The sequence below is a fragment of the Sinorhizobium chiapasense genome, from assembly GCF_036488675.1.
Taxonomy (GTDB): Bacteria; Pseudomonadota; Alphaproteobacteria; order Rhizobiales; family Rhizobiaceae; genus Sinorhizobium; species Sinorhizobium chiapasense.
Genome location: NZ_CP133148.1, coordinates 1,190,552 through 1,216,944, shown reverse-complemented (window position 1 = coordinate 1,216,944; position 26,393 = coordinate 1,190,552). Strand labels below are relative to the sequence as shown.

Sequence of the window (26,393 nt, the reverse complement as noted above, 5' to 3'; positions counted from 1 at the left end):
CCCCACAAATTTCTTCAGATACCAGCGGCCTGCCTTCCGGCAAAACCATCAACCCCTCAACCAATGAGCCCTCATGGTTAACCAAATCTTGACAAAACCCTCATGATGGCCCGTCGCAACGCGACTCGCCGGTGCGAATGCGTTCCTTATCGATTGATTTCACCGGGGCAAGCGAATCGATCAATATTGTGGCGGCAAAGGCTTTTCCCTTGCCAATGTGACATAGAAACCATAAAAGCGTCACAAGGAGAAAGTGTTGACGGGATAGAATCGTCGGCCGGGCAGCCGGAGCTTTTAGAGAAGCTTTGCGCCAGGAATGATCGAACCGGAAGTGCCGGTTGCAAACGTATCATGCCTTACGCGGCCGCAGGTATTCATCCGCCGTCGCTGCATTTCCTCCCCGTATACTGGATCGCAAATTTCCGGCGGTGGCCGGAGTTCTTGACGGTGATTTTCACCAGATGCCCGCAAGCGGGCGCATTCATCGGGCCTCCCCTTGGAGGTCCAGGACATTGGCATTCTTGTTTGGTCTTTGATGTGACTCAGCAGTATCGGTCAGCAGTAAAGAGGCCCCGGGACATTACCGTTCCGGCTGCCGTCTGGCTGCTGCACCATCGCCTGCACCAAACAGGACCTTTCACATCCGGCGCAGCTTTCGACGTGTTTGACAGCCTTCCCAAGGAAGCAGGTCTGTCTGCCGTTTCACTGTTGCGCCGAGGAGCACAGCTTAGATGGCAGAGAAAATGCTTATCGATGCGTCTCACGCAGAGGAGACGCGCGTCGTTGTCGTTCGCGGGAACCGCATAGAAGAATTCGACTTCGAATCGGAACATAAGAAGCAGATCCGCGGCAATATTTACCTGGCCAAGGTGACCAGGGTGGAGCCTTCGCTCCAGGCCGCCTTCGTTGACTACGGCGGCAACCGCCACGGGTTTCTGGCTTTCGCCGAAATCCATCCGGACTACTATCAGATCCCCCTCGCCGATCGTCAGGCGCTTTTGAAGGCGGAGGCCGAAGAGGCCCGCCGCGACGACGACGTCGAGCCGGTCGACACGGCAAGCGAGCAGAAGCCGTCACCGGTCGAAGCCGAGCCGGAAACCGTTGCAGAGGTTGCCGAGGTGTCCGAGGTTGTCGAAGCAACCGCCGAGGCGCCGGCAGAAGTCGAAACCGCCGTCGAAAAGCCGAAGGCGAAAGCAAAGCCGAAGCGCACCCGCCGCACCAAGGCGAAGGCCGCGGAGGAAGCTTCAGAGACGGCCGAGAGCCAGGACGCCGGCGAAGAGGGCGGCGGCGAGATGGCCGCCATGGTCGACACCGATTCGATTTCCGAAGATGTCGATACACGCCGTCGCCGCGACGACGACGATGATGACGACGACGCCCATGACGGCGAAAAGGAAATCATCGAATCCGTCGGCGCCGAAGACGCTATGGAAGAGGTGCCGGACCGTCAGATCCGCAAACCCCGCAAGCAATATCGCATTCAGGAAGTGATCAAGCGCCGGCAGATCCTGCTGGTCCAGGTTGCCAAGGAAGAACGCGGCAACAAGGGTGCTGCGCTCACGACCTATCTCTCGCTCGCGGGTCGCTACTCGGTTCTGATGCCGAACACCGCCCGCGGCGGGGGCATTTCCCGCAAGATCACCAACCTCCAGGACCGCAAGCGCCTGAAGGAAATCGCCCGCGGCCTCGAAGTACCGCAGGGCATGGGCGTGATCCTGCGCACGGCCGGGGCCAACCGGACTAAGGTCGAGATCAAGCGCGACTTCGAGTATCTGATGCGCCTGTGGGAAAACGTCCGCACGCTGACGCTGAATTCGACGGCACCGTGCCTCGTCTACGAGGAAGGCAGCCTGATCAAGCGTTCGATCCGTGATCTCTACAACAAGGACATCGGCGAGATCATCGTTTCCGGCGAGGAAGGCTACAAGGAAGCCAAGGGCTTCATGAAAATGCTGATGCCGAGCCATGCGAAGGTCGTGCAGCCCTATCGCGACGTGCATCCGATCTTCTCGCGCTCCGGTATCGAGGCGCAGCTCGATCGCATGCTGCAGCCGCAGGTAACGCTGAAGTCGGGCGGCTATATCATCATTAACCAGACCGAAGCGCTCGTTTCGATCGACGTCAACTCCGGCAGGTCGACCCGCGAGCACTCGATCGAGGATACCGCCCTCCAGACCAACCTGGAGGCTGCCGAGGAAGTGGCGCGGCAGTTGCGCCTGCGCGACCTTGCCGGGCTTGTCGTCATCGACTTCATCGACATGGAGGAGAAGCGCAACAACCGCGCCGTCGAGAAGAAGCTCAAGGACTGCCTGAAGAACGACAGAGCACGCATACAGGTCGGCCGGATCTCGCATTTCGGCCTGCTCGAAATGTCGCGCCAGCGCATCCGTGCCTCGGTTCTCGAGAGCACGATGCAGACCTGCCCGCACTGCAACGGCACCGGTCACGTCCGCTCGCAGTCCTCTGTCGCGCTGCACGTGTTGCGCGGCATCGAGGAGTACCTGCTCAAGAACACGACGCACGACATCACCGTGCGCACGATCCCCGAAATCGCGCTGTACCTGCTCAACCAGAAGCGCGGCACGATCATGGATTACGAACAGCGCTTCGGCGTCTCGATCATCATCGAGGCCGATGCCCATGTCGGCGCGCAGCATTTCGCGATCGACCGGGGCGAGCCGGTCGAGAATCCGGTCAAGATCGAACAGCTTCTGCATTTCGAACCGGAACCGGAAGAAGAAGACATCGTGATCGAGGACGATCTGGACGAGGAGGAAGCGGAAGAAGCCGCGGCCGAGCGTCCGGAGCAGGCAAAGGCGCAGCAGGCCGACGAACAAGGCGGCCGCAAACGCAAGCGCCGTCGCCGCCGCCGTGGCAAGGGCGGCGGTCAGGCACCAGAAGCAGTCGCAGCCGAAGCTGACGAGTCACCGGAGAGCGTGGCCGACGAAGCCGAGGATGCCGAAGGCGAGGATGAGGCCCTGGAGGCTGCCGCTGAAGCGGACGATAGCGAACAGAAGCGCAAGCGCCGTCGCCGCGGCAAGCGTGGCGGCCGCCGCAACAAGCTGGAATCGACTGAAGGTGAAGCCACTGGCGACCTCGCCGCGGAGGCCGGCGAGGAAGACGCAGCTGTGGACGTAGCGGTAGAAGCTGAAACCGTAGTCGCAGACGCGGTTCCAGCCGAGGCTGCATTCGTGGAAATGGTGTCGGAGGAAGTAAAGCCGGCCAAGCCGAAGCGCACTCGAAAGAAGGCGGCGAAAGCCTCCGACGCGGACGCTGACGAGGCGGCCCAGGAAGCTGTCGAAGCACAGTCGGAGACTGCAGATCCCGCGGCAGAAGCCGTCGAGGATGCCGAAGCCGATCTCGGAGAGACAAAGTCCACCAGGGCCAATCGTGACTTGGCGACGATCGCGTCCGAACCGGTCATCACCTCGAATGTTTCGAGCAAAACGGAGAACAACGACGAGGAGCCTCCGAAGCCGAAAAAGGGCGGCTGGTGGCAACGTCGCGGCTTCTTCTGAGCCACTGCATGTTTCCTTAAATCGCCACCGACTTAAGGCTAAAAATATGCAGCAATTCATGGTGCTACAGCGTCCTTTGCGCGTCTGATAAGACGCGCGGTGCTGTAGGACCGAGTGACGGATACGAAAAGCCCGGCTTCCCTCCGGGCTTTTTCTTTGCCCGCTACGGCAACTGACGCATGTGTTTCAATGCGGTGGAGCCGCGAAGATTCCAGACACGGCCCGGCCGTAACCAATTGAAACGGCGTTCGATCAGGCCAGCCAGCGGGCGACGCGATCCATTGCCTCCGACATCTCGGCTGCGGATCCGGCATAGGAGAAGCGCATCGTCCGGTGCCCTTCCACGGGATCGAAATCGAAACCCGGTGTCGCCGCCACATTGATCTCGGCCAGCATCCGGCGCGCAAAGGCCATGCTGTCATTGGTGAACCGGCTGACGTCGACATAGGAATAGAAAGCGCCATCCATCGGCGAGGCGATCGCAAGGCCGATTTGCGGCAGGCGCGTCATCAGCAGTTCGCGGTTGGCGGCATAGGCTGCCTTGTAGCCATCCAGTTCTTCATGTGCGTTGAGCGCCGCCTCGGCGGCGATCTGGGAGAGTTCCGGCGGCGAAATATAGAGGCTCTGCGCCAGGCGCTCGAAGCCGCGCACCTGCGCCTCGGGCAATACCATCCAGCCGATCCGCCAACCGGTCATGCAATAGTATTTCGAGAAGGAGTTGATCACGACCACGTTGTCGGTCACCTCGAGCGCGGTGGCCTCTTCGCCGACGAACGTCAGCCCGTGATAGATCTCGTCGGAAATGAAGGTGATCCGCTCGGTCCGGCAATAGTCCGCGAGCGCCTTGAGACCCGCTCGCCCCGTCACCGTCCCCGTGGGGTTAGCCGGGCTTGCCAGAAGGACGCCCTTGAGCGGCCTGCCGATGCGCTCGGCCGCATGCGCGAGGCTTTCCGGCTTCAAAGTGAAGCCGGTCTCCCTGCCCGCCTCGACCTCGACGACGGTCAGACCCAACGCCTGCAAGATGTTGCGATACGCCGGATATCCCGGACGGGCGATCGCGACGCAATCACCCGGATCGAAGAGCGCGAGGAACGCCAGATTGAAGCCGGCCGACGAGCCCGTCGTGACCGCAATCCGCTGCGGATCGAGGGTGATGCCATGGCGGCCGTGATAGTGGCGGGCAATTGCGGTTTTCAACGACAGCGTGCCGAGTGCGTCCGTGTAGCCCAGACGGCCATGCTCGAGGGCACGCCTTGCTGCTTCAAGTGCCGCCTTCGGGGCTGGATGGACCGGTTGCCCGACCGCCATCGAGATGACTGGGTGGCCGGCATCGCGCCGCCGCGTGGCTTCCGCCAGCACATCCATGGCATGAAAGGGCTCGACGGCGCTGCGTTTCGACATTTGTGTCAATGGAAATCCTCTGCTGCATGTTTCCCTAAATCGTGGTCGACTTAAAACATGCAGCCATTCAAAGTTCTACAGCGTCCTTTGCGCGTCCGATAAGACGCGCGGCGCTGTAGAAGCGGGACCGTGTCCGCGCCCCTTTGCCTGATCATTTCGCCCTTCACAAGTGCGAGAGTGTCGCATTTCCGCCGATTTTGCCGTTTCGTTTCGCCGCGGCACACCCTATGCTCGCGGCAAGAGAGTGCGCGAATCTTGGAAAATTGTTGTCTTTCAAACACGCACATTGACGCAGCCGTGCGAAATGAACGACAGACAGAGTACGGAAAGACAACGAGGAAAGAATGACCTTCAAGAAGATGATTGCCGTCGGAACGCTGCTTGCTCTTGCTGCCAGCGTAGCCTTGCCGCAGACGGCCGCCGCGCTCGATGCAAAGCAGAAGGAAGAGTTCGGCGCCTTCATCAAGGAGTATCTACTCGCCAATCCGGAGGTCATGCTCGAAGTGCAGGAGGCGCTTTCGGCCAAGCAGCGCGCCAAGCAGCAAGAAGCGGCCGAAGCGGCGATCGCCGCGAACAAGAAGGCGATCTTCCAATCCAAATACGACATCACCCTCGGCAATCCTGACGGTGATGTAACGATCGTCGAGTTCTACGATTACAATTGCGGCTACTGCAAACGGGCGCTCTCCGACATGGATCAAATCCTCAAGACGGACAAGAACGTCCGTTTCGTGCTGAAAGAGCTGCCGATCCTCGGACCCGATTCCCTTGCAGCCCATAAGGTCAGCGCCGCTTTCCGTCTGATCGCCCCCGAGAAATACGGTGATTTCCACCGGGCTCTGCTCGGCGGCGAGGAACGCGCGACGGAGGAAACGGCGATTGCCATTGCGGCGAAACTCGGCGTCACCGAAGAGCAACTGCGTGCGAAAATGGAAAAGGAGCCGCAGGACTCTGCGGTGCGCGAGGCCTATTCGCTCGCAAATGAACTCGGCATCACCGGCACACCATCCTATGTGATCGGCAACGAAGCCGTCTTCGGGGCCGTTGGGGCCGACGAGATCGCCACGAAGGTGGAAAACATGCGCAGCTGCGGCAAGACAGTCTGCTGAAGCCACGAGACACCGCAAGCATGCGAAGCGGCTTCCTCAGGTCGCGCTCCCTCAAAAACGCCATCGCTTGTGGACAAATCCCCCGGGGACCCAAGGGGCTTTTCCTCGCGGGACCATCAGTCTATAGGTAACCCTCCATCATCGGACCGGACTCCCTTATGCCCTCGACGATTTTTGTGCTGAACGGCCCCAACCTGAACGCGCTCGGCAAGCGCGAACCGGGCATTTATGGCGGCCAAACGCTCTCCGATATCGAGGCCATGTGCAAGTCGGAGGGAAAGGTGCTGGGCTTCGACGTCGATTTCCGACAATCGAACCACGAAGGCACCCTTGTCGACTGGCTGCACGAAGCCGGCGACAAGGCCGCGGGCGTCGCGATCAACCCCGGCGCCTATGGCCACACGTCGATTGCGATGCATGACGCAATTCGTGCGATTACGGTTCCCGTGGTGGAACTGCATCTTTCCAATATCCACGCGCGCGAGGAATTCCGCCACAAGTCGATGATCGCCCCAGCCGTCAAGGGTGTGATCTGCGGCTTCGGCGCACAGAGTTACATTCTGGCGCTGCATGCGCTAAAGAACCTGACGGACAAGTCGAAATAAGAAGAACACGAGGCTCATATTCCCATGGCTGAAAAGAAACCGGGTATCGACCAGGCGCTGATCCGCGATCTCGCCAATATCCTCAAGGATACCGACCTGACCGAGATCGAAGTGGAGCAGGAAGACTTGCGCATCCGCGTTTCGCGCAACGGAACGCCTGTCGCGATGTCGATGCCGGCAATGCCCACCTACCAGGCCCCGCTCCCGGTTGCCGCCGCGCAGCCCGCCGTGGCACCTCAGCCGGCTGCCGAGAGCGGCCGCAGCTCCAAGAATGCCGTAACCGCCCCCATGGTCGGGACGGCCTATCTGTCTCCGGCCCCCGGCGCCCGCCCCTTCATCGAAGTCGGCGCGATGGTCAAGGAAGGCCAGACAATCCTGATCATCGAGGCGATGAAAACGATGAACCAGATTCCGGCACCACGCGCCGGCAAGGTCACCGAAATTCTCGTTCAGGACGCGGCCCCGGTCGAATATGGCGAACCCCTGATCGTGATCGAGTAAGGCACGGTGGCGATGATCTCGAAAATCCTCATTGCCAATCGCGGCGAAATCGCCCTGCGGGTGCTGCGCGCCTGCAAGGAGCTCGGCATCGCAACCGTTGCCGTGCATTCGACGGCTGACAGCGACGCGATGCATGTTCGTCTCGCGGACGAAAGCGTCTGCATCGGACCGCCGCCGTCGCGCGAGAGCTATCTGAATATTCATCAGATCGTCGCCGCCTGTGAAATCACCGGCGCGGATGCCGTGCATCCCGGCTACGGCTTCCTGTCGGAGAACGCCAAGTTCGCGGACATCCTCGACGCCCACGACATCACTTTCATCGGCCCGACGGCCGAGCACATCCGTTTGATGGGTGACAAGATCACCGCCAAGAAGACGGCCGAAGCGCTGGGCATTCCAGTCGTTCCCGGCTCCGAGGGCGAGGTGAAGCCCGAGAACGCCCTTGAGGTTGCCCGCCAGATCGGCTTCCCGGTGCTGATCAAGGCGACGGCTGGCGGCGGCGGGCGCGGGATGAAGGTTGCAAGAACCGAAGCTGATCTCGAGCATGCCGTCGCGACGGCGCGCGCCGAAGCGGCAGCAGCGTTCGGCAACGACGCCGTCTATATGGAAAAGTTTCTCGGCAAGCCGCGCCATATCGAAGTCCAGATCGTCGGCGACGGCGAAGGCAATGCGATCCATCTCGGCGAGCGCGACTGCTCGCTGCAGCGCCGTCACCAGAAGGTCTGGGAAGAAGCCAACTCCCCTGCCCTCAACGTCGACCAGCGCATGAAGATCGGCCAGATCTGTGCCGATGCGATGAAAAAGATGAAATATCGCGGCGCCGGCACGATCGAGTTCCTCTACGAGGACGGCGAGTTCTATTTCATCGAAATGAACACGCGACTGCAGGTAGAGCATCCGATTACCGAAGCAATCACCGGCATCGATCTCGTGCACGAGCAGATTCGCGTCGCGTCCGGCGCCGGTCTCTCAGTCAAGCAGGAAGATGTCGTCTTCTCGGGCCACGCGATCGAGTGCCGCATCAATGCGGAGGACCCGCGTACCTTCGTTCCCTCCCCGGGCACAATCACGCATTTCCACGCGCCGGGCGGCCTCGGCGTGCGCGTCGACAGCGGCGCCTATCAGGGCTACCGCATTCCGCCCTATTACGACAGTCTGATCGGCAAGCTGATCGTACACGGCCGGACGCGCGTCGAGTGCATGATGCGGCTTCGCCGCGTGCTCGATGAGTTCGTCATCGACGGCATCAAGACGACGCTGCCGCTGTTCCAGGACCTGATCAATAATCAGGACATCGCCAACGGTGACTATGACATCCACTGGCTGGAGCATCATCTGGCCGCAACATCCGCATAGGACGAAGACTTGAAAGGGACGCGCAGCAAACAACCGGACATAACGCCGGACATGTTGTTGCGCGCCTATTCGATCGGCCTCTTCCCGATGGCCGACTCGGCCGACGACCCGGAACTCTTCTGGGTCGAGCCGGAAATACGCGGGATCATACCGCTCGATTCCTTTCACATTTCACGCAGCCTGGCGAAGACTATCCGTCGGCACCCGTTCAAGATCCGCTACAACACCGCTTTCGAAGCAGTGATCGATGGATGCGCGAGGCCCGCGCCGGACCGGCCGACGACCTGGATCAACGACAAGATCCGTTCGCTCTACGCCGCCCTTCACCGTATGGGCTACGCTCACAGCGTCGAAGCATGGCAGGATAAGGCCCTTGTAGGCGGCCTCTATGGGGTCTCGCTCGGTGCCGCCTTCTTCGGCGAGAGCATGTTCTCGCTGCGCACCGATGCCTCGAAGATTTGCCTCGTCCATCTTGTCGAACGGCTGCGGGCGAAGGGATTTCAACTCCTCGACACGCAGTTCACGACCGAGCACCTGAAATCCTTCGGTGCAATCGACGTGCCCAAAGCTGAGTACGAGATTTTGCTGGCGAAAGCGATGGCCTCGCGGGATCTGACGTTTTAGAGCAATTCCAGGAAAAGTGTGTAACGGTTTTCCGTCCGGAATTGCGTAATTTCAAAGAGTTAGATCATTTCAATGTTTCAAAGAAACAATGAAATGATCTAGCCGCCCGACCAACGGCGGGCAACGATCCCCACCTATCGGATGAAACCCGGCGTTTACCGATTGTCGCCGAGGATTATTGCTTCGCCGCCGTGTCCGGCGGCGGCAGGTCGGAGGTCGCCTTGCAGGACTGCAGCCAAACGTCATAGACAGGGTGCTCGACCGCATTCAGGCCCGGGCTGTCAGCGAACATCCAGCCAGTGAAGATGCGCCTGATCTTGCGATCAAGCGTGATCTCGTCGACCTCCACGAAAGTCGTCGTCTTCGGCGCCTCGGTGTCGTCGCGGCTGTAGCAGACGCGCGGGGTAACCTGCAGCGCGCCGAATTGCACGGTTTCGCCGATATAGACGTCGAACGTGGTGATGCGGCCGGTGATCTTGTCGATACCGGAAAAGACGGCGACCGAACTGGAAAGTCGCGTTGCCCGCGCGATGTCGGTGGTGGACATCAACGGCAGCGCCATCAGAAGCGCAAGACCTGCTCGACGGGCCGCCAGGCCGATCCAATTCTGCAGACAGAAACCTGCCATTTTCGCCAGTCTCCCGCGCGTCCTATTCGTCCTTGGAACGTTCGTTTCCGATTAAAACACCAACTCGAACTCTTCGTTTCCGCTTTTCCGGATGACTAACCGACTCCTGCGCCAGCCCGGAGCTGCTCCAGGTTCAGGCGCTAAACCCGAAATGTGGCTGCGCCGTGATCGACGGGATTCGTTCGCATCCTGCGTGGGTGAAACCGCAACTCAGGAGCGCGGCGTCCAGGCGTCGTAGTCGCCGGTCACCCGCGGGCGCTCGCCCGCGCCGACGATCGATCCTTTTGGGCGATAGGCGTTCGGCGTGCCGGTCTGGTTCGAACGATGCGGCTTCTGCCACGCCCTTGGGGCGTATTTCTCGTCAGCAGGGGAAATGTCCGTGCGGTGATGCATCCAGCCGTGCCAGCCGGGCGGGATAGCTGAAGCCTCGGCAGGCCCGTTGTAGATCACCCAGCGTCGCGTGCGACCTTCAGAATCCGTGCCACCCTGATAGTAGACGTTGCCGAATTCGTCCTCACCCACGCGCTTGCCAAAACGCCAGGTATGAAAACGCGTAGCGATCGTCTGTTCATTCCACCAGGTGAAAATCTGCAGCAGAAGCTTCATGAGTGTCTTCCTTCACCGGCCGTTGGAAAGGCAGCCGGACATCAATATCATGCTCCCGCTTATGCCCCGCCACTCCCGCCTTGTCCAGTGATTCCGCTTTGCCTCCAGTCATTTCACCCGCATCTTGAAGCCGTAATGACTGCGCTCGAAACCAAGGCGCTCGTAGAAACGATGCGCATCGGCGCGCACGACGTTGGAGGTCAGCTGAACCTTTGACGCTCCCTGCGCCCGCGCCTGCGCAATCGCGTGACGAACCATGCGTTCGCCGATGCCGCGGCCGCGCATGTCTTCGCGCGTTTGCACGGCCTCGATAACCAGGCTCGAGCTGCCACGGCCAGGAAGCGATGTCAGAAGCGCAGTCTGAAACGTCCCGACGACCTCGCCACCGAGGTGGGCCACATACAGCATCTGATGGGGCGATCGACTGATCTCTTCGAATGCGGCAAGATAGTCACCGAAGGCTTCCGGGTCGGTCGTGTCGCCGTGCCCGCCCAATCGGTCGTTCGCAAAGAGGGCAATGATCGCAGGCAGGTCGCGGCGCTCGGCTTGGCGGATCTCGAGGTCGATCATCATTTCCGGATTTCCTGTGCTCTTCATCCTGCCGCGCAACAATCAGCAGGAGGCAACAGTTTCATGACAACCGACGTGCATCGCGTACCTATCGATCGCGACGGCTAGAGCGCCGTGCGTTCAAGTGAACGCACAAAGGACGCTCTAGCACTTTGATTCTAGAGCATCTTATCCGCTTTCAGTGATTCCGCTTGAAAGCGAGATGCTCTAGGAAAGCCTCTTCTCAAGGATCAGCGCGGGCACGCCCGATTGCTCGTCTCCGCAATTCGCCGCCGTTCCGACTTCGGCAAAACCATGCGCCCGATAAAACGCCAGAGCGGGAAGGTTCTGCGGCTCGACTTCCAAGCGCATGCGCTCCGCATCGGGAAAGCAGGTTTCGAGTTCGGCGAACATATCGCGGCCGATGCCCTGCCTCTGATATTTCGGGAGGACGTAAAGCTGGTGAAGGACGACCGTCTTCGCCAGCGTGTCCGACATCGCCGCATAACCCATGCCGGCAAGTTCGCTGCCATTATCGGCAACGACGAATTCGGCATTCTTTCGTTGCAGCCGCTTTCTCAGCGCGTCGACCGAATGCCATCTGGCGGTCAGTTCATTGACCTTGTCGGCGCCGTAATACGTGTCGTAGGTCGCATGCCACGTCGCAGCCAGCAAGGCACGGACCTTTTCCAGGTCGCGCTCGCTGGCCGTGCGGACGAAGAACATCGTCACGTCACTCCTCGATGCCGAGCTTGGCCTTGACGAGGGCCTGGACGGCCTGCGGATTGGCCTTGCCGCCGGTCGCTTTCATCACCTGGCCGACAAACCAGCCGGCGAGCGAAGGCTTTGCCTTGGCCTTTTCCACCTGGTCCGGATTGGCGGCGATGATTTCATCGACTGCCTGTTCGATCGCACCGGTGTCGGTGACCTGCTTCATACCGCGGGCTTCGACGATTTCCGCCGGATCGCCACCCTCGTTCCAGATGATTTCGAAGAGGTCCTTCGCGATCTTGCCGGAGATGGTCTCGGCCTTGATGAGGTCGATGATGCCGCCGAGCTGGGCTGGCGAAACCGGAGTCTCTTCAATGGTTTTGCCGGCTTTGTTCAAGGCGCCCAACAGGTCGTTGATGACCCAGTTCGCGGCTATCTTGCCATCGCGACCTTCGGCTACGGCCTCGAAATAGTCGGCGATCGCCTTCTCAGAGACGAGAACGGAAGCATCGTAGACGGAGAGGCCCAGGTCGCGGACGAAACGTTCCTTCTTATCGTCGGGCAATTCCGGCAGATCGGTCTTGAGCGCCTCCACGAAAGCGTCGTCGAATTCGAGCGGCAGGAGGTCGGGGTCGGGGAAGTAGCGATAGTCGTGCGCCTCTTCCTTCGAACGCATCGAGCGGGTCTCGCCCTTGTTGGCGTCGAAGAGCCGGGTCTCCTGGTCGATGACGCCACCATCTTCGAGGATAGCGATCTGACGGCGCGCCTCGTATTCGATCGCCTGGCCGACGAAGCGGATCGAGTTGACGTTCTTGATCTCGCAGCGCGTTCCGAACGCTTCGCCGGGGCGGCGAACAGAAACGTTGACGTCGGCCCGCATCGAGCCTTCGTCCATGTTGCCGTCGCAGGTACCGAGGTAGCGTACGATCGAACGCAGCTTGGTGAGATACGCCTTCGCCTCGTCCGACGACCGCAAGTCCGGCTTCGAGACGATTTCCATCAACGCGACGCCCGAGCGGTTGAGATCGACATAGGACATGGACGGATGCTGGTCGTGCATCGATTTTCCGGCATCCTGCTCCAGATGCAGGCGTTCGATGCCGATCTCGACATCTTCGAATTGCCCCTGGCGGTCCGGCCCAATGGAGATGATGATCTTGCCTTCGCCGACGATCGGATCCTTGTACTGCGAGATCTGATAGCCCTGCGGCAGGTCCGGATAAAAGTAGTTCTTCCGGTCGAAGATCGAGCGATTGTTGATCTTGGCCTTGAGGCCGAGGCCGGTGCGAACCGCCTGCCTGACGCACTCCTCGTTGATGACCGGCAACATGCCCGGCATCGCGGCATCGACGAGCGAGACATTGGCATTGGGCGCATTGCCGAATTCCGTCGACGCCCCCGAGAACAGCTTCGAATTGCTGAGCACCTGGGCATGGACCTCCATGCCGATGATGACTTCCCAGTCGCCGGTAGCGCCGGGGATGAAGCGTTTCGGATCGGGAGTGCGGACGTCGACAATGCTCATGTCATGCTCTTCTTTGAAGCCTGAATTACGAGGTTTCTCGGTAGAGCAATTGGACCTCCGGTGCAAGGCTTGTAAGGCCCGGGAAGTCGGGCTGCCGCGACCACCGGCCGCGTTTAATGAAGCCTTGGGGACCTCGTGCCTAATATGTTTCATGTCGCTAACGATACCCCTCATCGCGCTCGCGAGTGTCAACCTCGCCACCTATTGCTTGTACTGGCTGGACAAACGGGCGGCGCAACGGAACGCTTGGCGCGTGTCAGAGCGCATGTTGCTGACGGTTGCCATTGCCGGCGGCTCTCTCGGTGCGCTCGCCGCGTGTTATGTTCATCGGCACAAGACACGCAAGGAACCGTTCCGGACCTTGCTTCTCGCCATTGTCACGTTCCACGTCAGCCTGGTTGTCGCCACTATTCTTACAGATCCAGAGTTGCTGTCACTTCTTGACGCCTGGGCGACCATTTCATAGAAGAGTCGGCATCCGAATGGAGTCTTGATGTTCTTTCAGTCTGAGTCCCGGTAAGGGCCCTGCCCGCAGTCACCATGACTTGCGCGCACGGGCCGGAAACGTGAACCCCGCTCATCCCAGGATGTGCGGAACGTTTTCCTGCGTTCTCACGAACGCCATTCCGGAACACTCAAACCATGGATATTTCGCGCGCCGAACAGCGCATTCTTCATTATCTGGCCCAGGGCGGCCGCATCGAAATCACCCGCGACGGCAAGGCAATCGCCGAAATCCGCTGCTTCACACGCGACGGCTGGGTCTATCCCGGCGTCGACCTTGAGCTTTTCCGAAAGCTCAAACGCAAAAGGGCGATCAAGTCCTCGGGCGGCAAGCCCTACCGCATCACGGAGCGCGGCCTCTATCTCGTCAGATCGGAACTCAACAACCGCTGAGCAGTCGAGGACCACTCTACCCCGGAGGCTACCAACTCCGGGGCATCGGTGAATGCGGCACGCATCATCCGGCCTCAGTTTTTGGCGGTCTTCTCTCGGAAAGTCCCTCTTTCCGCGGTGGAAATCAGTCCGACGACGCGATCCCGTCCTGCCGCTTTGGCGCCATAGAGACAGACATCGGCTTGCGACAGCAGGTGCGTAAGGCCCGTCTCCGGCGGTGCCGACGTTGCGATGCCGATGCTGGCTGTAACGTTCAACCTGCCGCCGTGCGCAAGATCGATGGCCGCCGACCGTACGGCGTGCAAAACGCGCTCGGCCACATCCCTCGCGTCCTCGGGAGATTGGCGCGCGAGCATCACCGCGAATTCCTCCCCGCCAAGTCGCCCGAAGACATCACCAGCCCGCAGGTTGGCACGGATGGTCCGCGCCACGATCTGCAAGACATGGTCCCCGACAGCATGTCCATGGGTATCATTGATGGCCTTGAAATGATCGATGTCGATCATCATGGCATAGGCAGGTTCGTTGCTTTTTTCCAGCCGCGCGATCAAGCTGTTCGCACGCGCCATGAAAGCCCCGCGCGCCAGACACTGCGTAAGAAAATCGTAGTCGACCGCATGCGAAAGACGGGCGATCAGGCTGCGGCGCGCCGTGTCGATGCTCGCCACCGTCAAGGGCCCGAGGGCAAGCAGAGTTACCCCGAGCCGGGTCGATGTCAGCGTCGCTTCGGCAACCCCGCTCACGCCAAGACGCAAGGCGCCGGAGGCAACGGCCACCTGTGTCAAAAGGCTGACGATCATCGTCAACGTCGTGGTCGCGAAGAGACCATAGCTCAGCGCGCACCAAATCAATGCTGGAACCGGGAAGGCGATGGCGCCCGGACCGCCGACGATCAAAGCGGCACCGCAGGAGAGTGCGAGAAGGATGACGGGCAGCGGATGTGTTGCCAGTGCCTGGCCGCGCTTCAGAAACGCCGCCCTTCGCGATCTACGAACAAGAGACGGCATGGTTTGGAATACTGGAACCACAACTGTGTAGTTGACCAGATCCGTTGTCAGCCATGAAAGGTATGCAGTCCAGGCGGGTTCACCGAAAAATCGCACGCTGGCAACAGCGCCGACCACGGATGCGCAAACACCGGCGACTACTGCGACGGCGAACATGTAGAGGACGGAGAGCGGCCGTCGTAAACGGCGATCCTCCTCGCGGAGGCGCATGAAAAGGCCATAGCCGAGGCCTGCGCTGACCAGGTTGGCGGCATTCAGACCGATCGCCTGCCAAAAATCGGTTCCCGTGACGAGGTCGGCCATCACATAGCCCGCCGCCGCCGAGAGCCAGCCCGCCGGCGAGGCCAGCGACGGGATGCGCAGCATCAAACCAAGCAAGATCGCGTTTGCGGGCCAGATCGAAGCCAGCATTCCCACCGGTCGGCTGAAAATACCGAGCAGAGACGCGATGAATACGATCAGTCCGAGGCAGACAATCAGAAACGGATGAAAGCAAGACTTAACAAACGTCAATCGTTCAATACTATTATCAAATGCTTGCAACGAGCGTCCCCCACGTCGCTACGTAATTTCATGGGACCTAATATTTCAGAACTGGTGAACGAGGTGTGAATAAGGTGGCCCCGAGCCATGCAATCTGGGAAACGCAGCATCCGTGAAAGCGGGATTGTCGAGCGACACCCCGGTGCTCCGTTCTCCTTAATTTAATCCTGAGGAAGTTCTTCGATCGAGTCTGAAATGAACGGTTTGCTCAGGCCGATGAATTCGACGTCACGATCGAGTTTCTGCGAATAGGCGGTCGATAGCCAGTTCACGCGATAACCGTGTCTCTGAAAAAAAGCGACGGCGGAAGCATTTTGCGCATGCGTTCTGGCGATTGCGGCAGCGAATCCGTCCGCCGCTATTCGCCGCTCGATATCCGCAAGCAGAAAGGCACCGAGACCCCTGCCCTGAGATTCCGGATCGATCCATAGGTCGGAGATCGTCTCATCGAGATCTTCGCGAGCCGCCCAGCCGCGGATGCAGCCGCCTCCTTCGATCAACAGGACGATGTGCCAATGGCGAGCGAGGAACGTGTCAAAAGCCTGCTCCGCAAGGCGGCGCATTTTCGCCGCGTCGGCGAGCCCGGAAACGGCCTGTTCCCAGGCCCTGAGACCGATGTCCGCGAGAAGTCGAACTTCGCCTTGACGGCGTGGCGGACGGTTAACATGGAGCGGCCCCTTTCCGCTCCACCACATCATTCATTCCGCAGTGTGGCCAGCGACGAGCAGGTCCGCTCGACGTTACCACCACTTGGACGGTGTGAAGCGGCCCGCCGCCTGTTCGATGACATGCGCCGTCTTGAACAGCGTTTCTTCCTCGAACGGCTTGCCGATGAGCTGCAGACCGAGCGGAAGGCCCTTCCGATCAAGCCCGCCCGGCACCGCAATGCCCGGCAGCCCCGCCATGTTCACCGTGACGGTGAAGATGTCGTTCAGGTACATCTTGACCGGATCGGTCGCGAGGTCCTCGTCCGCAATCCCGAAGGCCGAGGACGGTGTTGCCGGCGTCAGGATCGCGTCGACGCCTGCATCGAAAACGAGCTCGAAGTCGCGCTTGATCAGAGTGCGAACCTTTTGCGCGCGCAGGTAATAGGCGTCGTAGTAGCCGGCGGAGAGCACATAGGTGCCGATCATGATGCGGCGCTTGACTTCCTGGCCGAAGCCGGCAGCGCGCGTCTTCTCATACATGTCGATGATGTCCTTGCCGTCGACGCGCAGGCCATAGCGGACACCGTCATAGCGCGCAAGGTTCGACGACGCCTCGGCGGGCGCGACGATGTAATACGCCGGCAGGGCGTATTTCGTGTGCGGCAGCGAGATGTCGACGATCTCGGCACCGGCGTCTTTCAGCCAGGCAATGCCCTGCTGCCAGAGCGCCTCGATTTCCTCCGGCATGCCGTCGACGCGGTATTCCTTCGGGATACCAATCTTCATGCCCTTGATCGACTTGCCGATCGACGCCTCATAATCCGGCACGGGCAAGTCGACGGAGGTCGTGTCCTTCGGATCCACACTGGCCATCGACTTCAGGAGGATCGCCGCGTCACGCACGTCGCGCGCGATCGGGCCGGCCTGGTCGAGCGAGGAAGCAAAGGCGACGACGCCCCAGCGCGAGCAGCGGCCGTAGGTCGGCTTGATGCCGACAGTGCCGGTGAAGGCGGCCGGCTGGCGGATCGAGCCGCCCGTGTCCGTCGCCGTCGCGCCGGCGCAGAGATGGGCCGCGACCGCCGCCGCCGAACCGCCGGAGGAGCCGCCCGGCACGAGGTCCAGGTTGGAACTCGTGGCGCGCCACGGGTTCTTGACGGGTCCGTAGTAGGACGTCTCGTTGGAGGAGCCCATCGCGAACTCGTCCATGTTGAGCTTGCCGAGCATGACAGCGCCGTCGTTCCAAAGGTTCTGGGTGACGGTCGATTCGTAGCGCGGCTGGAAGCCGTCGAGAATGTGGCTGCAGGCCTGCGTGTGGACGTCTTCGGTGCCGAAAAGATCCTTGATGCCGAGCGGAATGCCTTCCAAGGCACCGGCTTTGCCGCTTGCGATACGGGCATCAGACGCCCTGGCCATCTCGCGCGCCTTCTCCGGCGTCACGGCGACGTAGGCGTTGATCGTGTCATTGGCCGCCTCGATCGCGGCGATGTAGGCATCCGTCAATTCGACCGCTGTGATTTCCTTGGCGGAAAGCTTCGCGCGGGCTTCGGCGATCGTGAGGCTGGTAAGTTCGGTCATGGTGCAATCGGGCTTTCGCAATCGGAAACGTCAGGGCGTGAGGCGGTTTCTTTACTCGACCACCTTCGGGACGAGGAAGAAGTTGCGGTCCGAATTCGGCGCATTGGCAACGATGTCGGCAGCCTTGTCGCCGTCGGCGACGGTGTCGGTGCGCTTCCTCATGTTCATCGGCGTGACCGAAGTCATCGGCTCGACACCGTCGACATTCACCTCGGAAAGCTGCTCGACGAAGCCGAGAATGCCATTGAGCTCGCCCATCATCCGTGCGGCTTCCTCTTCGCTGACAGCGATGCGGGCAAGGCGCGCGACGCGCTTTACGGTGGCAAGGTCTACGGACATGATCGTCTCCGGTATCTCAAAGTTTCCCCCGCTATAAAGACGAGTTGCACAACGTGCAACGGGCGAATGTCGCCGGACTAGGCCTTGTCGTTCTTCAGAGAGTGACGACCCCACCGACGTCCGGCGTCGCGACCAGCGTCGATGCACCGTCCATGCCGGCGACGAAGGTCTGCGGCGTCTGGTCGATGATCGGGAACGAGCCGTAATGGCAGGGAATGGCAGTGTTGAACTTGAAATAGCGCTGGCAGGCAAGCGCGGCGACGGCGCCGCCCATGGTGAAACGGTCGCCGATCGGCACGATGCCGATGTCCGGCTCATGCAGTTCGTGGACCAGCGCCATGTCCGAGAAGATATCCGTGTCGCCCATATGATAGAGTGTCGGCTCGTCGTCGAAGTGAAGCACCAGGCCGCCGGCGCTTCCGAGCGAATGGGAAACGCCGTCTTCGGTGATCTGCGCCGAGGAATGAAGCGCAGTGACGAAGGTCACCGAGAAAGCGCCAAGCTGGATCGTCCCGCCGGTGTTGCCCGGATCCATCTTCGACACGCCCTGCCGTCCGAGCCACATGCAAAGGTCGAAATTGCCGACTACCGTGGCTCCGGTTTCCTTGGCGATCGCGACGGTGTCGCCGACATGGTCGCCATGGCCATGCGTGAGCAGGATATGCGTTAGCCCCGCGGTTGCCGCCTTGCGCTCGCTTTCGCGAAATGCCGGATTTCCGGTGAAGAAGGGGTCGATCAGGATTTTGGCCTTCGCCGTCTCGACGTGGAAGGCGGAATGGCCGAGCCATTTGATCTTCATGACGTTCTCCTTGGATCACGGTACGTTTGAGCGAAGCGACATGACATGATCGTTTTTAAAGGTCAGGCGGACCGCTCTGATGATTTATGTGTCGGACAAGCATATGGATCAAACGACACAAGTGGAAAGATCGAATCGGGAAATCCCATGGCAATTCTTACAACCGAAGAACTGGCAGCGTCTTTGCCGCCGAACCAGGCGATTGCCGGTCTTGATCTCGGCACCAAGACGATCGGGCTGTCGGTCTCCGATCTCGGACGGCGCTTCGCGACGCCGCGCGACGTGATCCGGCGCGTCAAGTTCGGCGTCGATGCGGAAGCGCTTCTGTCCGTGGCAGCAAAGGAAAAGATCGCGGCCTTTGTCATCGGGTTGCCGGTCAACATGGACGGGACCGAGGGACCGCGCTGCCAGGCGACGCGCGCCTTTGTCAGAAACATGGGAGAGAAGACGGATATTCCCTTCGTGCTCTGGGACGAGCGGCTCTCGACGGTCGCGGCGGAGCGGGTGCTGATCGAGATGGACGTATCCCGGAAGAAGCGGGCCGAGCGCATCGACTCCGCCGCCGCCTCCTTCATTCTTCAGGGAGCGCTCGACAGATTGGCATCGCTCGCAAACGCCTCCCGAGATTGAGCGGACGGCGCGCCGAAACGGCGTCGGTACCAGGCGACGATCTGGCGGCGTTTCCTCAAGGCGACAAGCGCGAATACGATGGCGCTATCCACCACCATCGCCCGTGCGACCAGCGGCGGAATGGTTTCGGGCGGAATTCCGAGCACGTGACCGTAGATCGCGAACACCAGGTCATGCGCCTGACGCGTCAACATGAAGACGCCGAAGCTCATGTCGTAATAGGAAAGACCGTACCAGCCGGTCAGGAGCGTGACCGGGGCAGCCCAAAAGATCAGGAGCCACTTCATGCGCTTCCCCTTTCCGCGACCTGGCGGCGGAACAGCGGATAGAGCGCCCGCTCGGCCATCACGAACAGCAAAAGGGCGGCCGCGAGCTTCCCGATGTCGAGCGGCAGTCCCGCGAAAAACATCATCATGATAATCAGCAAGCCAGTTCTCACCGAACCGCTCCGTTCCCGATTTCCTCGAATTGCACGGCCAATCTCCACTCTTGGGCGCGCGCCCGCAACGTAAACCATTTGTTAAGGTTAATATTCACAGAGACGCGGTAGCTTACGGCGCGAGGCGCGACGCACGATTGTGCTGCGCGTCCGTCTGCTGAGACGGCCGACATGAGAGTGGGTTTTCCAGAACTGCGGAGCACCTAGGCGCTGGAGTTTCCTGTGTCAGGTGGCTATTCTGAGCATAGCCACGGTTACCTTTCCTTAAGAAACTTCCCCGCATGGTTGTGCCTCGAATCTCCACGCAGCCGAAATGAATATCGGATGGCATCACGAGTATCCCGGCCCAATGAAGGTCCTCCCGGGACGAGAGATGGGTGCCGTAATGACGGTAATTTCCGCGAATTCCGCTGCATTGACTATCCTCACGCAGAGCACATCCCTCGCGCAGAACGCATCCGGCAACGCTGCCGATGCCATTCTGGATATCGTTTCCGGGCGGGCAACAACCAATGGCACGGCAACCGACGCGGTCGCCTCGGCGACTGCGAAGGCGAAGGCTTCGGAGAAGGTCGCCGACGCTCCGCGTGCGGTCGGTGGCTCCGTCTCTTCGGAGATCTCCAGCGCCACCACGAGCGCAACTAGCGCGGCAGTCGTCAACAGTTTCAACTATGATGATCCGTTGATTGCTTTCACGCCCGTCAAGCCATCGGTGGAAAATGCCGAGGCGATTGTACGGCGGGCCATTGGGAGCGTAGAAGTTTACAACACTCGTTTTGATGCGGATAACGTTGTTCCGACGCGCGAGGAATATAATGCCAAATACGCACAGTGGGGTGCGGACAGGATTGCTAACGGCGAGGACGCCGAAAAAGTCGATCGGGAAGTCAAATATTTTACGAGCGATGCGCTTTATCAAAAAGAGGCTGCATACAGCGCAATGCAGATTGAAAGAACTTACAGGGCTGAGCAGTTCGTTTCTTCAGCAAGTGATCGCCTCTCTGAAATTTTCGGTTCTAGCCTCAAGCTCACTTATAATGAGAAAGGAGAGGCGAAAATCGAACCCTTCGAGATTTACTCCAAGAGCGGGCAGAAGATGCTTAGCTATGGAGAAGATGGCTCGTTAACGACTTACAACGAAGACGGAAGCGTTCAGAAGGCTTACAGCAGAGAAGCTGCGGCTCTGACCGAGGTATAATAATCCTGCATTACCCCGCCGCCTTGTGGCGGCGTGTCGACGCCAGCACCTCCCCGCAGGATGTTGACCCCCGGCACCGCCATCGAGGAGAGCGTTTCCTCGTTGACCGGCAAGCGTGTCATCGCCGGAACCGCTACATAGCTTATCGCGCCCGCAGCAAGTTCGGCTTGCGAGTGGCGATGCTGCGAACTATGCGTGGGCCCTTCGTTTGTGCATGGACCCGTCATGACCGTCATCTTCGAGAGCATTCTGCCTATCTTCGTACTCGTGCTTCTCGGAGTATGGCTTCGGCGCTCGAAACTCATCGACCAGGGGCTTTGGATCGGGTTGGAGCAGTTCGGCTACTATATTCTTTTCCCCGCGCTGCTCTTCTCGACCTTGGCCGAGGCGGATTTCACCGGAATCAAGGCCGACGCGACCGCGATTGCGACGATTGGCAGCGTTACTGCGATGTCGGCCGCACTCCTTCTGAGCTGGCCGCTCCTGCGCAGCCATCAGATCTCCGGCGCCACCTTCACATCGATCTTTCAGACCGCAACGCGCTGGAACGCCTTCATCGCGCTCGCCATCGCGCAAAAGCTCTACGGCGAGATCGGGCTCAGCTTGACCGCGCTGGTGATGACGCTGATCATCATCCCGATCAATTTCTACAATGTCGGCGTACTCGTCTGGTTCGGCGGCGGCGGTCGCGGTCTCGGCCTCTTCTTCCTGAAGATCATCACCAATCCTTTGATCATCTCGTCGGCGCTCGGCATATTATTCAACATCGTCGGTATAGAGCTCTATGGACCGGTGATGACGGCGATCGGTATGCTCGCGACGGCCTCGCTCAGCCTGGGCCTGATCATGGTCGGCGCCGGTCTCAAGATTGCCGATGCGTTGAGGCCGAGCGGCGCCGCGATATTGGCGGTCGCGCTCAAGCTAATTGTCATGCCGGCCTTTATGGTCGGAGCAAGCCTCCTGCTCGGCATCCGCGGCGATGCGCTGCTCGTCATCGCGCTCGGCGCGGCAGTGCCGACCGCCATGAACGGCTATCTTCTCGCCAAGCAGATGGGGGGAGATGCAGAACTCTATGCCGCGGTCGCGACGGTTCAGACGGTCGTATCCTTCTTCACGATACCGCTCGTGCTTGCCGCTACCGGCTACGTCGCGGCCGGATAGAGCAGGTCGAGCACGTAGGCGGAGTCGAAGCGTGAATCGAGCATGCCGTAGGTCGAGCGCCAGCCCGCCGCGAGCCGCGACTCGAGGAACGCGTCGGCGATGCGTCCCGCGCCGAGCCGGTAGAGCTCGGCAGCCGCGGCCGCGAGCGCAAGCTGCTCGACCAGCATGCGGGCCGCGCCTTCGTCGCGCTCGCAGAGCGACATGGCGGCGCGCAGAACGTCGATCGTCTTGCGGCCGGACGGGCCGAGATCGCGGCTGAAGATGCCGAAGAGTTGCTCGAACAACTCCTTGCGGCGTCCGAGCACACGCAGCACGTCGAGCGCCATGACGTTGCCCGATCCCTCCCAGATGGCGTTGACCGGCGCCTCGCGATAATGCCGGGCAAGCGCGCGCTCCTCGACATAGCCGTTGCCGCCGAGGCATTCCATCGCCTCGTAGATCAAACCGGGAGCGATCTTGCAGCACCAGTATTTCGCGACCGGCGTCATGATGCGGGCATAGGCGGCATCCTCGGCGCTGCCATGGGCCTTGTCGAAAGCATCGGCAAGGCGGAACGACAGCGCGCTTGCCGCGGCGACGTCGAGCGCCATGTCGGCCAGAACCCGCGTCATCATCGGCTGGCTGATGAGCGTCTTGCCAAAGACCTTGCGGCCGCGGGTATGGTGTACCGCTTCGGCGAGCGACGCCCGCATCATGCCGGCGGAAGCGAGCGCGCAGTCGAGCCGCGTCAATGTCACCATGTCGAGAATCGTGCGGATGCCAGCGTCGGGCGTTCCGAGCACGAAACCGAACGTGTCGGAAAACTCGACCTCCGACGAGGCGTTGGAGCGATTGCCGAGTTTATCCTTCAGGCGCTGGAAGCGCAGTCCGTTGGCGGAACCATCCTCGAGCAGCCTCGGCACCAGGAAGCAGCCGAGCCCGTCGCGCGTCTGGGCGAGCATCACGAATGCATCGCTCATCGGCGCGGACATGAACCACTTGTGGCCGTTCAGACGGTAGATGCCCTCTCCCACGCGCTCTGCGGTCGACGTGTTGGCCCGGACATCTGTGCCGCCCTGCTTCTCCGTCATGCCCATGCCGATGGTGACGGCGGATTTTTGCATCCACGGGCGATTGGAGGAGTCATATTTGCGCGAGAGGATCTTCGGCGCCCATTCCTTCTGGACCGCCGGAGAGGCGGTGATGGCGGCAACCGACGCACTCGTCATCGTCAGTGGGCAGAGATGACCGCATTCGAGTTGTGCCGTCAGGTAGAAGCGGATCGCCCTCGCCTTGTGCGAGCGGCCTCTTTCATCCGCCAGGTTCTCCCAGGCGGACGAATGCAGACCCGTCGTCATCGAACGGCGCATCAGTGCGTGCCAGGCCGGATGGAATTCGACCACGTCGAGGCGCTCGCCGCGGGGGCCGTGGGTCTTCAGTTTCGGCACGCCCTCATTGGCCATGCGCGCCAGTTCCTGCGCCTCCGGCGAGGTGACGTAACGCCCGAGCGCGTCGAATTCGTCGCGCAACGTCTTCGGCATGCTCGACGTGATATCGACGACGAGAGGATCGGAGCGATAGGCGTTGACACCGGACCAGGGTTTGGGCTGGTTCAGCTCGGCGAGTTTCTGTTCAGTCCGGTTCATCTGATTCATGGGCCGGTTCTAGCGCAAGTTTCGTGGGTGCGAAACAGGCGGGCCGGAAGCCCCATGCAAGTTTTCTGCGGAAGGGGTCGTGCGCCGCTTGCCCGGCCCGGTACCACGCTTTATAGAGCGAGCCAATTTATAGAGTGCAAGGGCGGCTCATGATCACTTTCCCGCATCGCCACCTGCTCGGCATCAAGGGCCTCACGGAACAGGACATCACGCTCCTGCTCGATCGCGCCGACGAAGCCGTCAAGATCTCCCGGCAGAGGGAGAAGAAAACCTCCTCGCTGCGTGGGCTGACGCAGATCAATCTCTTTTTCGAAGCCTCGACCCGGACGCAATCCTCGTTCGAACTTGCCGGTAAGCGGCTTGGCGCCGACGTGATGAACATGTCGGTTGGCAATTCCTCGGTAAAGAAGGGCGAGACGCTGATCGACACGGCGATGACGCTGAACGCGATGCATCCCGACGTGCTGGTCGTGCGCCACTCTTCGGCGGGCGCAGCGGCACTGCTTGCCCAGAAAGTCTCCTGCTCGGTCGTCAATGCTGGCGACGGTCAGCACGAACATCCGACCCAGGCGCTACTCGACGCACTGACGATCCGTCGCGCCAAGGGCAAGCTCTCGCGGATCATCGTCGCGATCTGCGGAGACGTGCTGCACTCGCGCGTCGCCCGATCCAACATCCTGCTGCTCAATGAGATGGGAGCCCGCGTGCGCGTTGTCGCCCCGGCGACGCTGCTTCCCTCCGGCATCGCGCAGATGGGCGTCGAGGTCTACCATTCCATGGCAGAAGGATTGAAGGACGCGGATGTCGTCATGATGCTGCGGCTGCAGCGCGAGCGCATGGCCGGCTCCTTCGTGCCGTCGGTACGGGAATATTTCCACTACTACGGCCTCGACGCTGAAAAGCTGAAAGCGGCAAAGGACGATGCGTTGGTGATGCACCCGGGGCCGATGAACCGCGGCGTGGAGATCGCCTCCGAAATCGCCGACGGCCCGCAGAGTGTTATCGAACAGCAGGTCGAAATGGGCGTCGCCGTGCGCATGGCCGTGATGGAAACGCTTCTCCTCTCGCAGAACCAGGGGCCGCGCCTATGACCAGACCACTCGTTCTGAAAAACCTGCGCATTGTCGACCCTTCGCGCAATCTCGACGAAACGGGCACGATCATCGTCGGCAGCGATGGCCGCATCCTTGCAGCCGGCAGCGATGCCCAGAACCAGGGCGCTCCGGACGGCGCTTTCGTCAAGGACTGCGCCAGCCTCACGGCCGTTCCGGGCCTCGTCGATGCGCGCGTCTTCGTCGGCGAGCCCGGAAGCGAGCATCGCGAGACGATCGAGTCGGCCTCCCGGGCCGCAGCGACGGGCGGCGTCACTTCGTTCATCGCCATGCCGGACACCGACCCTGTCATCGATGAAATTGCCCTCGTCGAATTCGTGCAGAAGACGGCGCGCGACAAGGCGCTCGTCAACATTCACCCGGCTGCAGCCCTTACCAAAGGGCTGCTCGGCGAAGAGATGACCGAAATCGGACTGCTTCGCGACGCGGGCGCCGTCTGCTTCACCAACGGCCGACAACCGGTTCACGACACGCTGGTGCTGCGCCGCGCGATGACCTACGCGCGCGAATTCGGTGCGGTCGTCGCGCTTGAGGCCCGCGACAAATATCTTGGCGCCAACGGCGTCATGAACGAAGGCTTGCTCGCGAGCTGGCTCGGCCTTCCGGGCGTGCCGCGCGAAGCAGAGATCATTCCGCTCGAACGCGACCTTCGCGTCGCCGGATTGACCAAGGCCGCCTACCACGCCGCGGAGATTTCCGTACCCGAGTCGGCAGACGCCGTGCGCGTCGCGCGGGAGCGCGGCACCAACGTCACATGTGGCATCTCGATCAATCATCTGACGCTGAACGAGAACGACATCGGCGAATACCGGACCTTCTTCAAGCTGTCGCCTCCGCTGCGCGGCGAAGACGACCGCGTCGCCATGGCCGAGGCACTTGCAAACGGGACGATCGACATCATCGTATCGTCGCATGATCCGCAGGATGTCGACACGAAGCGCCTGCCCTTCTCCGACGCCGCCGACGGCGCGATCGGCCTTGAAACCCTGGCGGCAGCAGCCCTTCGGCTCTACCACAGCGGCCAAGTGCCGCTGATGCGGCTGATCGATGCGATGTCGACGCGCCCGGCCGCGATCTTCGGCCTCGACGCGGGCACGCTGAAGCCGGGAGCGAAGGCCGACATCACGGTTCTCGACCTCGACGAGCCTTGGATCCTCTATGAGAAGGCGCTGGTTTCTCGCTCGAAAAACACGCCTTTTGAAAATGCCCGCTTTACCGGCCGGGTCGTCCAAACTTATGTTGCGGGCAAGCTGGTGCATTCAGCGTAAAACCGGAGCTG

At 60.9% G+C, this 26,393-nt stretch carries 27 protein-coding genes; 13 read left to right on the top strand and 14 right to left on the bottom strand.

The window, feature by feature from the left end:
• Positions 1-731 precede the first annotated feature (731 nt).
• On the top strand, positions 732-3,518 hold the full coding sequence (locus tag RB548_RS05805) for an Rne/Rng family ribonuclease (protein ID WP_331374056.1): 2,787 nt from the start codon (positions 732-734) through the stop codon (positions 3,516-3,518).
• Between the two features lie 252 nt (positions 3,519-3,770).
• Here the strand turns inward: RB548_RS05805 and RB548_RS05800 are convergent, their stop codons facing one another.
• Positions 3,771-4,928, bottom strand: a complete 1,158-nt coding sequence (locus tag RB548_RS05800) for a pyridoxal phosphate-dependent aminotransferase (protein WP_331374055.1) — start codon at positions 4,926-4,928, stop codon at positions 3,771-3,773.
• A gap of 335 nt (positions 4,929-5,263) precedes the next feature.
• Here RB548_RS05800 and RB548_RS05795 point away from each other — a divergent pair, with 335 nt between their 5' ends.
• The 5 genes from RB548_RS05795 (at position 5,264) to aat (ending at position 9,114) form a co-directional block, all read left to right on the top strand.
• On the top strand, positions 5,264-6,028 hold the full coding sequence (locus tag RB548_RS05795) for a DsbA family protein (protein WP_331374054.1): 765 nt from the start codon (positions 5,264-5,266) through the stop codon (positions 6,026-6,028).
• A gap of 158 nt (positions 6,029-6,186) precedes the next feature.
• Positions 6,187-6,633: a type II 3-dehydroquinate dehydratase gene (aroQ, locus tag RB548_RS05790; RefSeq protein WP_331374053.1), complete on the top strand. Its 447-nt coding sequence runs from the start codon at positions 6,187-6,189 to the stop codon at positions 6,631-6,633.
• A gap of 24 nt (positions 6,634-6,657) precedes the next feature.
• Entirely contained in the window at positions 6,658-7,134 is a 477-nt protein-coding gene (gene accB / locus RB548_RS05785) for an acetyl-CoA carboxylase biotin carboxyl carrier protein (RefSeq protein ID WP_331374052.1), read from the top strand.
• A gap of 12 nt (positions 7,135-7,146) precedes the next feature.
• Entirely contained in the window at positions 7,147-8,490 is a 1,344-nt protein-coding gene (accC, locus tag RB548_RS05780) for an acetyl-CoA carboxylase biotin carboxylase subunit (RefSeq protein ID WP_331374051.1), read from the top strand.
• 9 nt (positions 8,491-8,499) lie between these two features.
• A complete protein-coding gene (gene aat, locus RB548_RS05775) occupies positions 8,500-9,114 on the top strand; it encodes a leucyl/phenylalanyl-tRNA--protein transferase (protein WP_331374050.1) in 615 nt (204 codons plus the stop codon).
• Between the two features lie 175 nt (positions 9,115-9,289).
• Here the strand turns inward: aat and RB548_RS05770 are convergent, their stop codons facing one another.
• The 5 genes from RB548_RS05770 to gatB all read right to left on the bottom strand — a co-directional run bounded on the left by RB548_RS05770 (position 9,290) and on the right by gatB (position 13,133).
• A complete protein-coding gene (locus RB548_RS05770; RefSeq protein ID WP_331374049.1) occupies positions 9,290-9,742 on the bottom strand; it encodes a DUF2155 domain-containing protein in 453 nt (150 codons plus the stop codon).
• Positions 9,743-9,952: 210 nt separating this feature from the next.
• Positions 9,953-10,348 carry an NADH:ubiquinone oxidoreductase subunit NDUFA12 gene (locus RB548_RS05765; RefSeq protein ID WP_331374048.1) on the bottom strand — a complete coding sequence of 132 codons (396 nt, stop codon included), beginning with the start codon at positions 10,346-10,348 and terminating at the stop codon, positions 9,953-9,955.
• A 108-nt stretch (positions 10,349-10,456) separates the two neighbouring features.
• Complete coding sequence (locus tag RB548_RS05760; protein WP_331374047.1) at positions 10,457-10,921, bottom strand: GNAT family N-acetyltransferase; 465 nt, start codon at positions 10,919-10,921, stop codon at positions 10,457-10,459.
• Between the two features lie 204 nt (positions 10,922-11,125).
• Entirely contained in the window at positions 11,126-11,623 is a 498-nt protein-coding gene (locus RB548_RS05755; protein ID WP_331374046.1) for a GNAT family N-acetyltransferase, read from the bottom strand.
• 7 nt (positions 11,624-11,630) lie between these two features.
• On the bottom strand, positions 11,631-13,133 hold the full coding sequence (gatB, locus tag RB548_RS05750) for an Asp-tRNA(Asn)/Glu-tRNA(Gln) amidotransferase subunit GatB (protein ID WP_331374045.1): 1,503 nt from the start codon (positions 13,131-13,133) through the stop codon (positions 11,631-11,633).
• Positions 13,134-13,284: 151 nt separating this feature from the next.
• Here gatB and RB548_RS05745 point away from each other — a divergent pair, with 151 nt between their 5' ends.
• Both RB548_RS05745 and RB548_RS05740 read left to right on the top strand, forming a co-directional pair.
• Positions 13,285-13,599 (top strand): DUF1294 domain-containing protein, encoded by a 315-nt coding sequence (locus RB548_RS05745; RefSeq protein WP_331374044.1) that lies wholly within the window; start codon positions 13,285-13,287, stop codon positions 13,597-13,599.
• Between the two features lie 176 nt (positions 13,600-13,775).
• Positions 13,776-14,030 carry a YjhX family toxin gene (locus RB548_RS05740; RefSeq protein ID WP_331374043.1) on the top strand — a complete coding sequence of 85 codons (255 nt, stop codon included), beginning with the start codon at positions 13,776-13,778 and terminating at the stop codon, positions 14,028-14,030.
• Between the two features lie 74 nt (positions 14,031-14,104).
• Here RB548_RS05740 and RB548_RS05735 read toward each other — a convergent pair whose 3' ends face one another.
• From RB548_RS05735 to RB548_RS05715, 5 genes are all read right to left on the bottom strand, one after another.
• Positions 14,105-15,448 carry a GGDEF domain-containing protein gene (locus tag RB548_RS05735; protein WP_331374042.1) on the bottom strand — a complete coding sequence of 448 codons (1,344 nt, stop codon included), beginning with the start codon at positions 15,446-15,448 and terminating at the stop codon, positions 14,105-14,107.
• Between the two features lie 293 nt (positions 15,449-15,741).
• Positions 15,742-16,275, bottom strand: a complete 534-nt coding sequence (locus tag RB548_RS05730; protein ID WP_331374041.1) for a GNAT family N-acetyltransferase — start codon at positions 16,273-16,275, stop codon at positions 15,742-15,744.
• A gap of 45 nt (positions 16,276-16,320) precedes the next feature.
• Positions 16,321-17,802 carry an Asp-tRNA(Asn)/Glu-tRNA(Gln) amidotransferase subunit GatA gene (gene gatA, locus RB548_RS05725; RefSeq protein WP_331374040.1) on the bottom strand — a complete coding sequence of 494 codons (1,482 nt, stop codon included), beginning with the start codon at positions 17,800-17,802 and terminating at the stop codon, positions 16,321-16,323.
• A 51-nt stretch (positions 17,803-17,853) separates the two neighbouring features.
• Positions 17,854-18,141: an Asp-tRNA(Asn)/Glu-tRNA(Gln) amidotransferase subunit GatC gene (gene gatC, locus RB548_RS05720; RefSeq protein WP_331374039.1), complete on the bottom strand. Its 288-nt coding sequence runs from the start codon at positions 18,139-18,141 to the stop codon at positions 17,854-17,856.
• A gap of 94 nt (positions 18,142-18,235) precedes the next feature.
• Positions 18,236-18,940, bottom strand: coding sequence for a metal-dependent hydrolase (locus RB548_RS05715; RefSeq protein ID WP_331374038.1), 705 nt, complete (start codon positions 18,938-18,940; stop codon positions 18,236-18,238).
• 147 nt (positions 18,941-19,087) lie between these two features.
• Between RB548_RS05715 and ruvX the strand changes: the two genes are divergently transcribed.
• Positions 19,088-19,570 carry a Holliday junction resolvase RuvX gene (ruvX, locus tag RB548_RS05710; RefSeq protein WP_331374037.1) on the top strand — a complete coding sequence of 161 codons (483 nt, stop codon included), beginning with the start codon at positions 19,088-19,090 and terminating at the stop codon, positions 19,568-19,570.
• On the opposite strand, the gene RB548_RS05705 is transcribed toward ruvX, so the two are convergent.
• Both RB548_RS05705 and RB548_RS05700 read right to left on the bottom strand, forming a co-directional pair.
• Entirely contained in the window at positions 19,519-19,857 is a 339-nt protein-coding gene (locus RB548_RS05705; protein WP_331374036.1) for a DUF6105 family protein, read from the bottom strand. The genes ruvX and RB548_RS05705 overlap by 52 nt on opposite strands.
• A complete protein-coding gene (locus RB548_RS05700; RefSeq protein WP_331374035.1) occupies positions 19,854-20,009 on the bottom strand; it encodes a hypothetical protein in 156 nt (51 codons plus the stop codon). The genes RB548_RS05705 and RB548_RS05700 overlap by 4 nt, the downstream gene beginning before the upstream one ends.
• 385 nt (positions 20,010-20,394) lie before the next feature.
• Between RB548_RS05700 and RB548_RS05695 the strand changes: the two genes are divergently transcribed.
• Both RB548_RS05695 and RB548_RS05690 read left to right on the top strand, forming a co-directional pair.
• The gene (locus tag RB548_RS05695) at positions 20,395-21,207 is read left to right on the top strand and encodes a hypothetical protein (protein WP_331374034.1); all 813 of its coding nucleotides are present in this window, start codon (positions 20,395-20,397) and stop codon (positions 21,205-21,207) included.
• A gap of 225 nt (positions 21,208-21,432) precedes the next feature.
• Positions 21,433-22,368, top strand: a complete 936-nt coding sequence (locus RB548_RS05690) for an AEC family transporter (RefSeq protein WP_331374033.1) — start codon at positions 21,433-21,435, stop codon at positions 22,366-22,368.
• Here the strand turns inward: RB548_RS05690 and RB548_RS05685 are convergent.
• Positions 22,350-24,002 carry an acyl-CoA dehydrogenase family protein gene (locus tag RB548_RS05685; protein WP_331374032.1) on the bottom strand — a complete coding sequence of 551 codons (1,653 nt, stop codon included), beginning with the start codon at positions 24,000-24,002 and terminating at the stop codon, positions 22,350-22,352. The genes RB548_RS05690 and RB548_RS05685 overlap by 19 nt on opposite strands.
• 149 nt (positions 24,003-24,151) lie before the next feature.
• Between RB548_RS05685 and RB548_RS05680 the strand changes: the two genes are divergently transcribed.
• A complete protein-coding gene (locus tag RB548_RS05680; protein WP_331374031.1) occupies positions 24,152-25,093 on the top strand; it encodes an aspartate carbamoyltransferase catalytic subunit in 942 nt (313 codons plus the stop codon).
• Positions 25,090-26,382 carry a dihydroorotase gene (locus RB548_RS05675; protein WP_331374030.1) on the top strand — a complete coding sequence of 431 codons (1,293 nt, stop codon included), beginning with the start codon at positions 25,090-25,092 and terminating at the stop codon, positions 26,380-26,382. The genes RB548_RS05680 and RB548_RS05675 overlap by 4 nt, the downstream gene beginning before the upstream one ends.
• Positions 26,383-26,393: the final 11 nt, after the last annotated feature.

What these genes read in the sequence shown, in the direction of transcription:
- RB548_RS05685 (WP_331374032.1), bottom strand. Translation starts at nt 24,002, where the DNA reads ATGAATCAGATGAACCGGACTGAACAGAAACTCGCCGAGCTGAACCAG.
- RB548_RS05715 (WP_331374038.1), bottom strand. Translation starts at nt 18,940, where the DNA reads ATGAAGATCAAATGGCTCGGCCATTCCGCCTTCCACGTCGAGACGGCG.
- RB548_RS05765 (WP_331374048.1), bottom strand. Translation starts at nt 10,348, where the DNA reads ATGAAGCTTCTGCTGCAGATTTTCACCTGGTGGAATGAACAGACGATC.
- RB548_RS05805 (WP_331374056.1), top strand. Translation starts at nt 732, where the DNA reads ATGGCAGAGAAAATGCTTATCGATGCGTCTCACGCAGAGGAGACGCGC.
- aroQ (WP_331374053.1), top strand. Translation starts at nt 6,187, where the DNA reads ATGCCCTCGACGATTTTTGTGCTGAACGGCCCCAACCTGAACGCGCTC.
- ruvX (WP_331374037.1), top strand. Translation starts at nt 19,088, where the DNA reads ATGGCAATTCTTACAACCGAAGAACTGGCAGCGTCTTTGCCGCCGAAC.
- RB548_RS05705 (WP_331374036.1), bottom strand. Translation starts at nt 19,857, where the DNA reads ATGAAGTGGCTCCTGATCTTTTGGGCTGCCCCGGTCACGCTCCTGACC.
- RB548_RS05795 (WP_331374054.1), top strand. Translation starts at nt 5,264, where the DNA reads ATGACCTTCAAGAAGATGATTGCCGTCGGAACGCTGCTTGCTCTTGCT.
- RB548_RS05680 (WP_331374031.1), top strand. Translation starts at nt 24,152, where the DNA reads ATGATCACTTTCCCGCATCGCCACCTGCTCGGCATCAAGGGCCTCACG.
- RB548_RS05675 (WP_331374030.1), top strand. Translation starts at nt 25,090, where the DNA reads ATGACCAGACCACTCGTTCTGAAAAACCTGCGCATTGTCGACCCTTCG.
- accB (WP_331374052.1), top strand. Translation starts at nt 6,658, where the DNA reads ATGGCTGAAAAGAAACCGGGTATCGACCAGGCGCTGATCCGCGATCTC.
- RB548_RS05770 (WP_331374049.1), bottom strand. Translation starts at nt 9,742, where the DNA reads ATGGCAGGTTTCTGTCTGCAGAATTGGATCGGCCTGGCGGCCCGTCGA.
- RB548_RS05760 (WP_331374047.1), bottom strand. Translation starts at nt 10,921, where the DNA reads ATGATGATCGACCTCGAGATCCGCCAAGCCGAGCGCCGCGACCTGCCT.
- RB548_RS05730 (WP_331374041.1), bottom strand. Translation starts at nt 16,275, where the DNA reads ATGTGGTGGAGCGGAAAGGGGCCGCTCCATGTTAACCGTCCGCCACGC.
- RB548_RS05745 (WP_331374044.1), top strand. Translation starts at nt 13,285, where the DNA reads ATGTCGCTAACGATACCCCTCATCGCGCTCGCGAGTGTCAACCTCGCC.
- RB548_RS05695 (WP_331374034.1), top strand. Translation starts at nt 20,395, where the DNA reads ATGACGGTAATTTCCGCGAATTCCGCTGCATTGACTATCCTCACGCAG.
- accC (WP_331374051.1), top strand. Translation starts at nt 7,147, where the DNA reads ATGATCTCGAAAATCCTCATTGCCAATCGCGGCGAAATCGCCCTGCGG.
- RB548_RS05690 (WP_331374033.1), top strand. Translation starts at nt 21,433, where the DNA reads ATGACCGTCATCTTCGAGAGCATTCTGCCTATCTTCGTACTCGTGCTT.
- gatA (WP_331374040.1), bottom strand. Translation starts at nt 17,802, where the DNA reads ATGACCGAACTTACCAGCCTCACGATCGCCGAAGCCCGCGCGAAGCTT.
- gatB (WP_331374045.1), bottom strand. Translation starts at nt 13,133, where the DNA reads ATGAGCATTGTCGACGTCCGCACTCCCGATCCGAAACGCTTCATCCCC.
- RB548_RS05740 (WP_331374043.1), top strand. Translation starts at nt 13,776, where the DNA reads ATGGATATTTCGCGCGCCGAACAGCGCATTCTTCATTATCTGGCCCAG.
- RB548_RS05755 (WP_331374046.1), bottom strand. Translation starts at nt 11,623, where the DNA reads ATGTTCTTCGTCCGCACGGCCAGCGAGCGCGACCTGGAAAAGGTCCGT.
- RB548_RS05735 (WP_331374042.1), bottom strand. Translation starts at nt 15,448, where the DNA reads ATGCTGGCTTCGATCTGGCCCGCAAACGCGATCTTGCTTGGTTTGATG.
- gatC (WP_331374039.1), bottom strand. Translation starts at nt 18,141, where the DNA reads ATGTCCGTAGACCTTGCCACCGTAAAGCGCGTCGCGCGCCTTGCCCGC.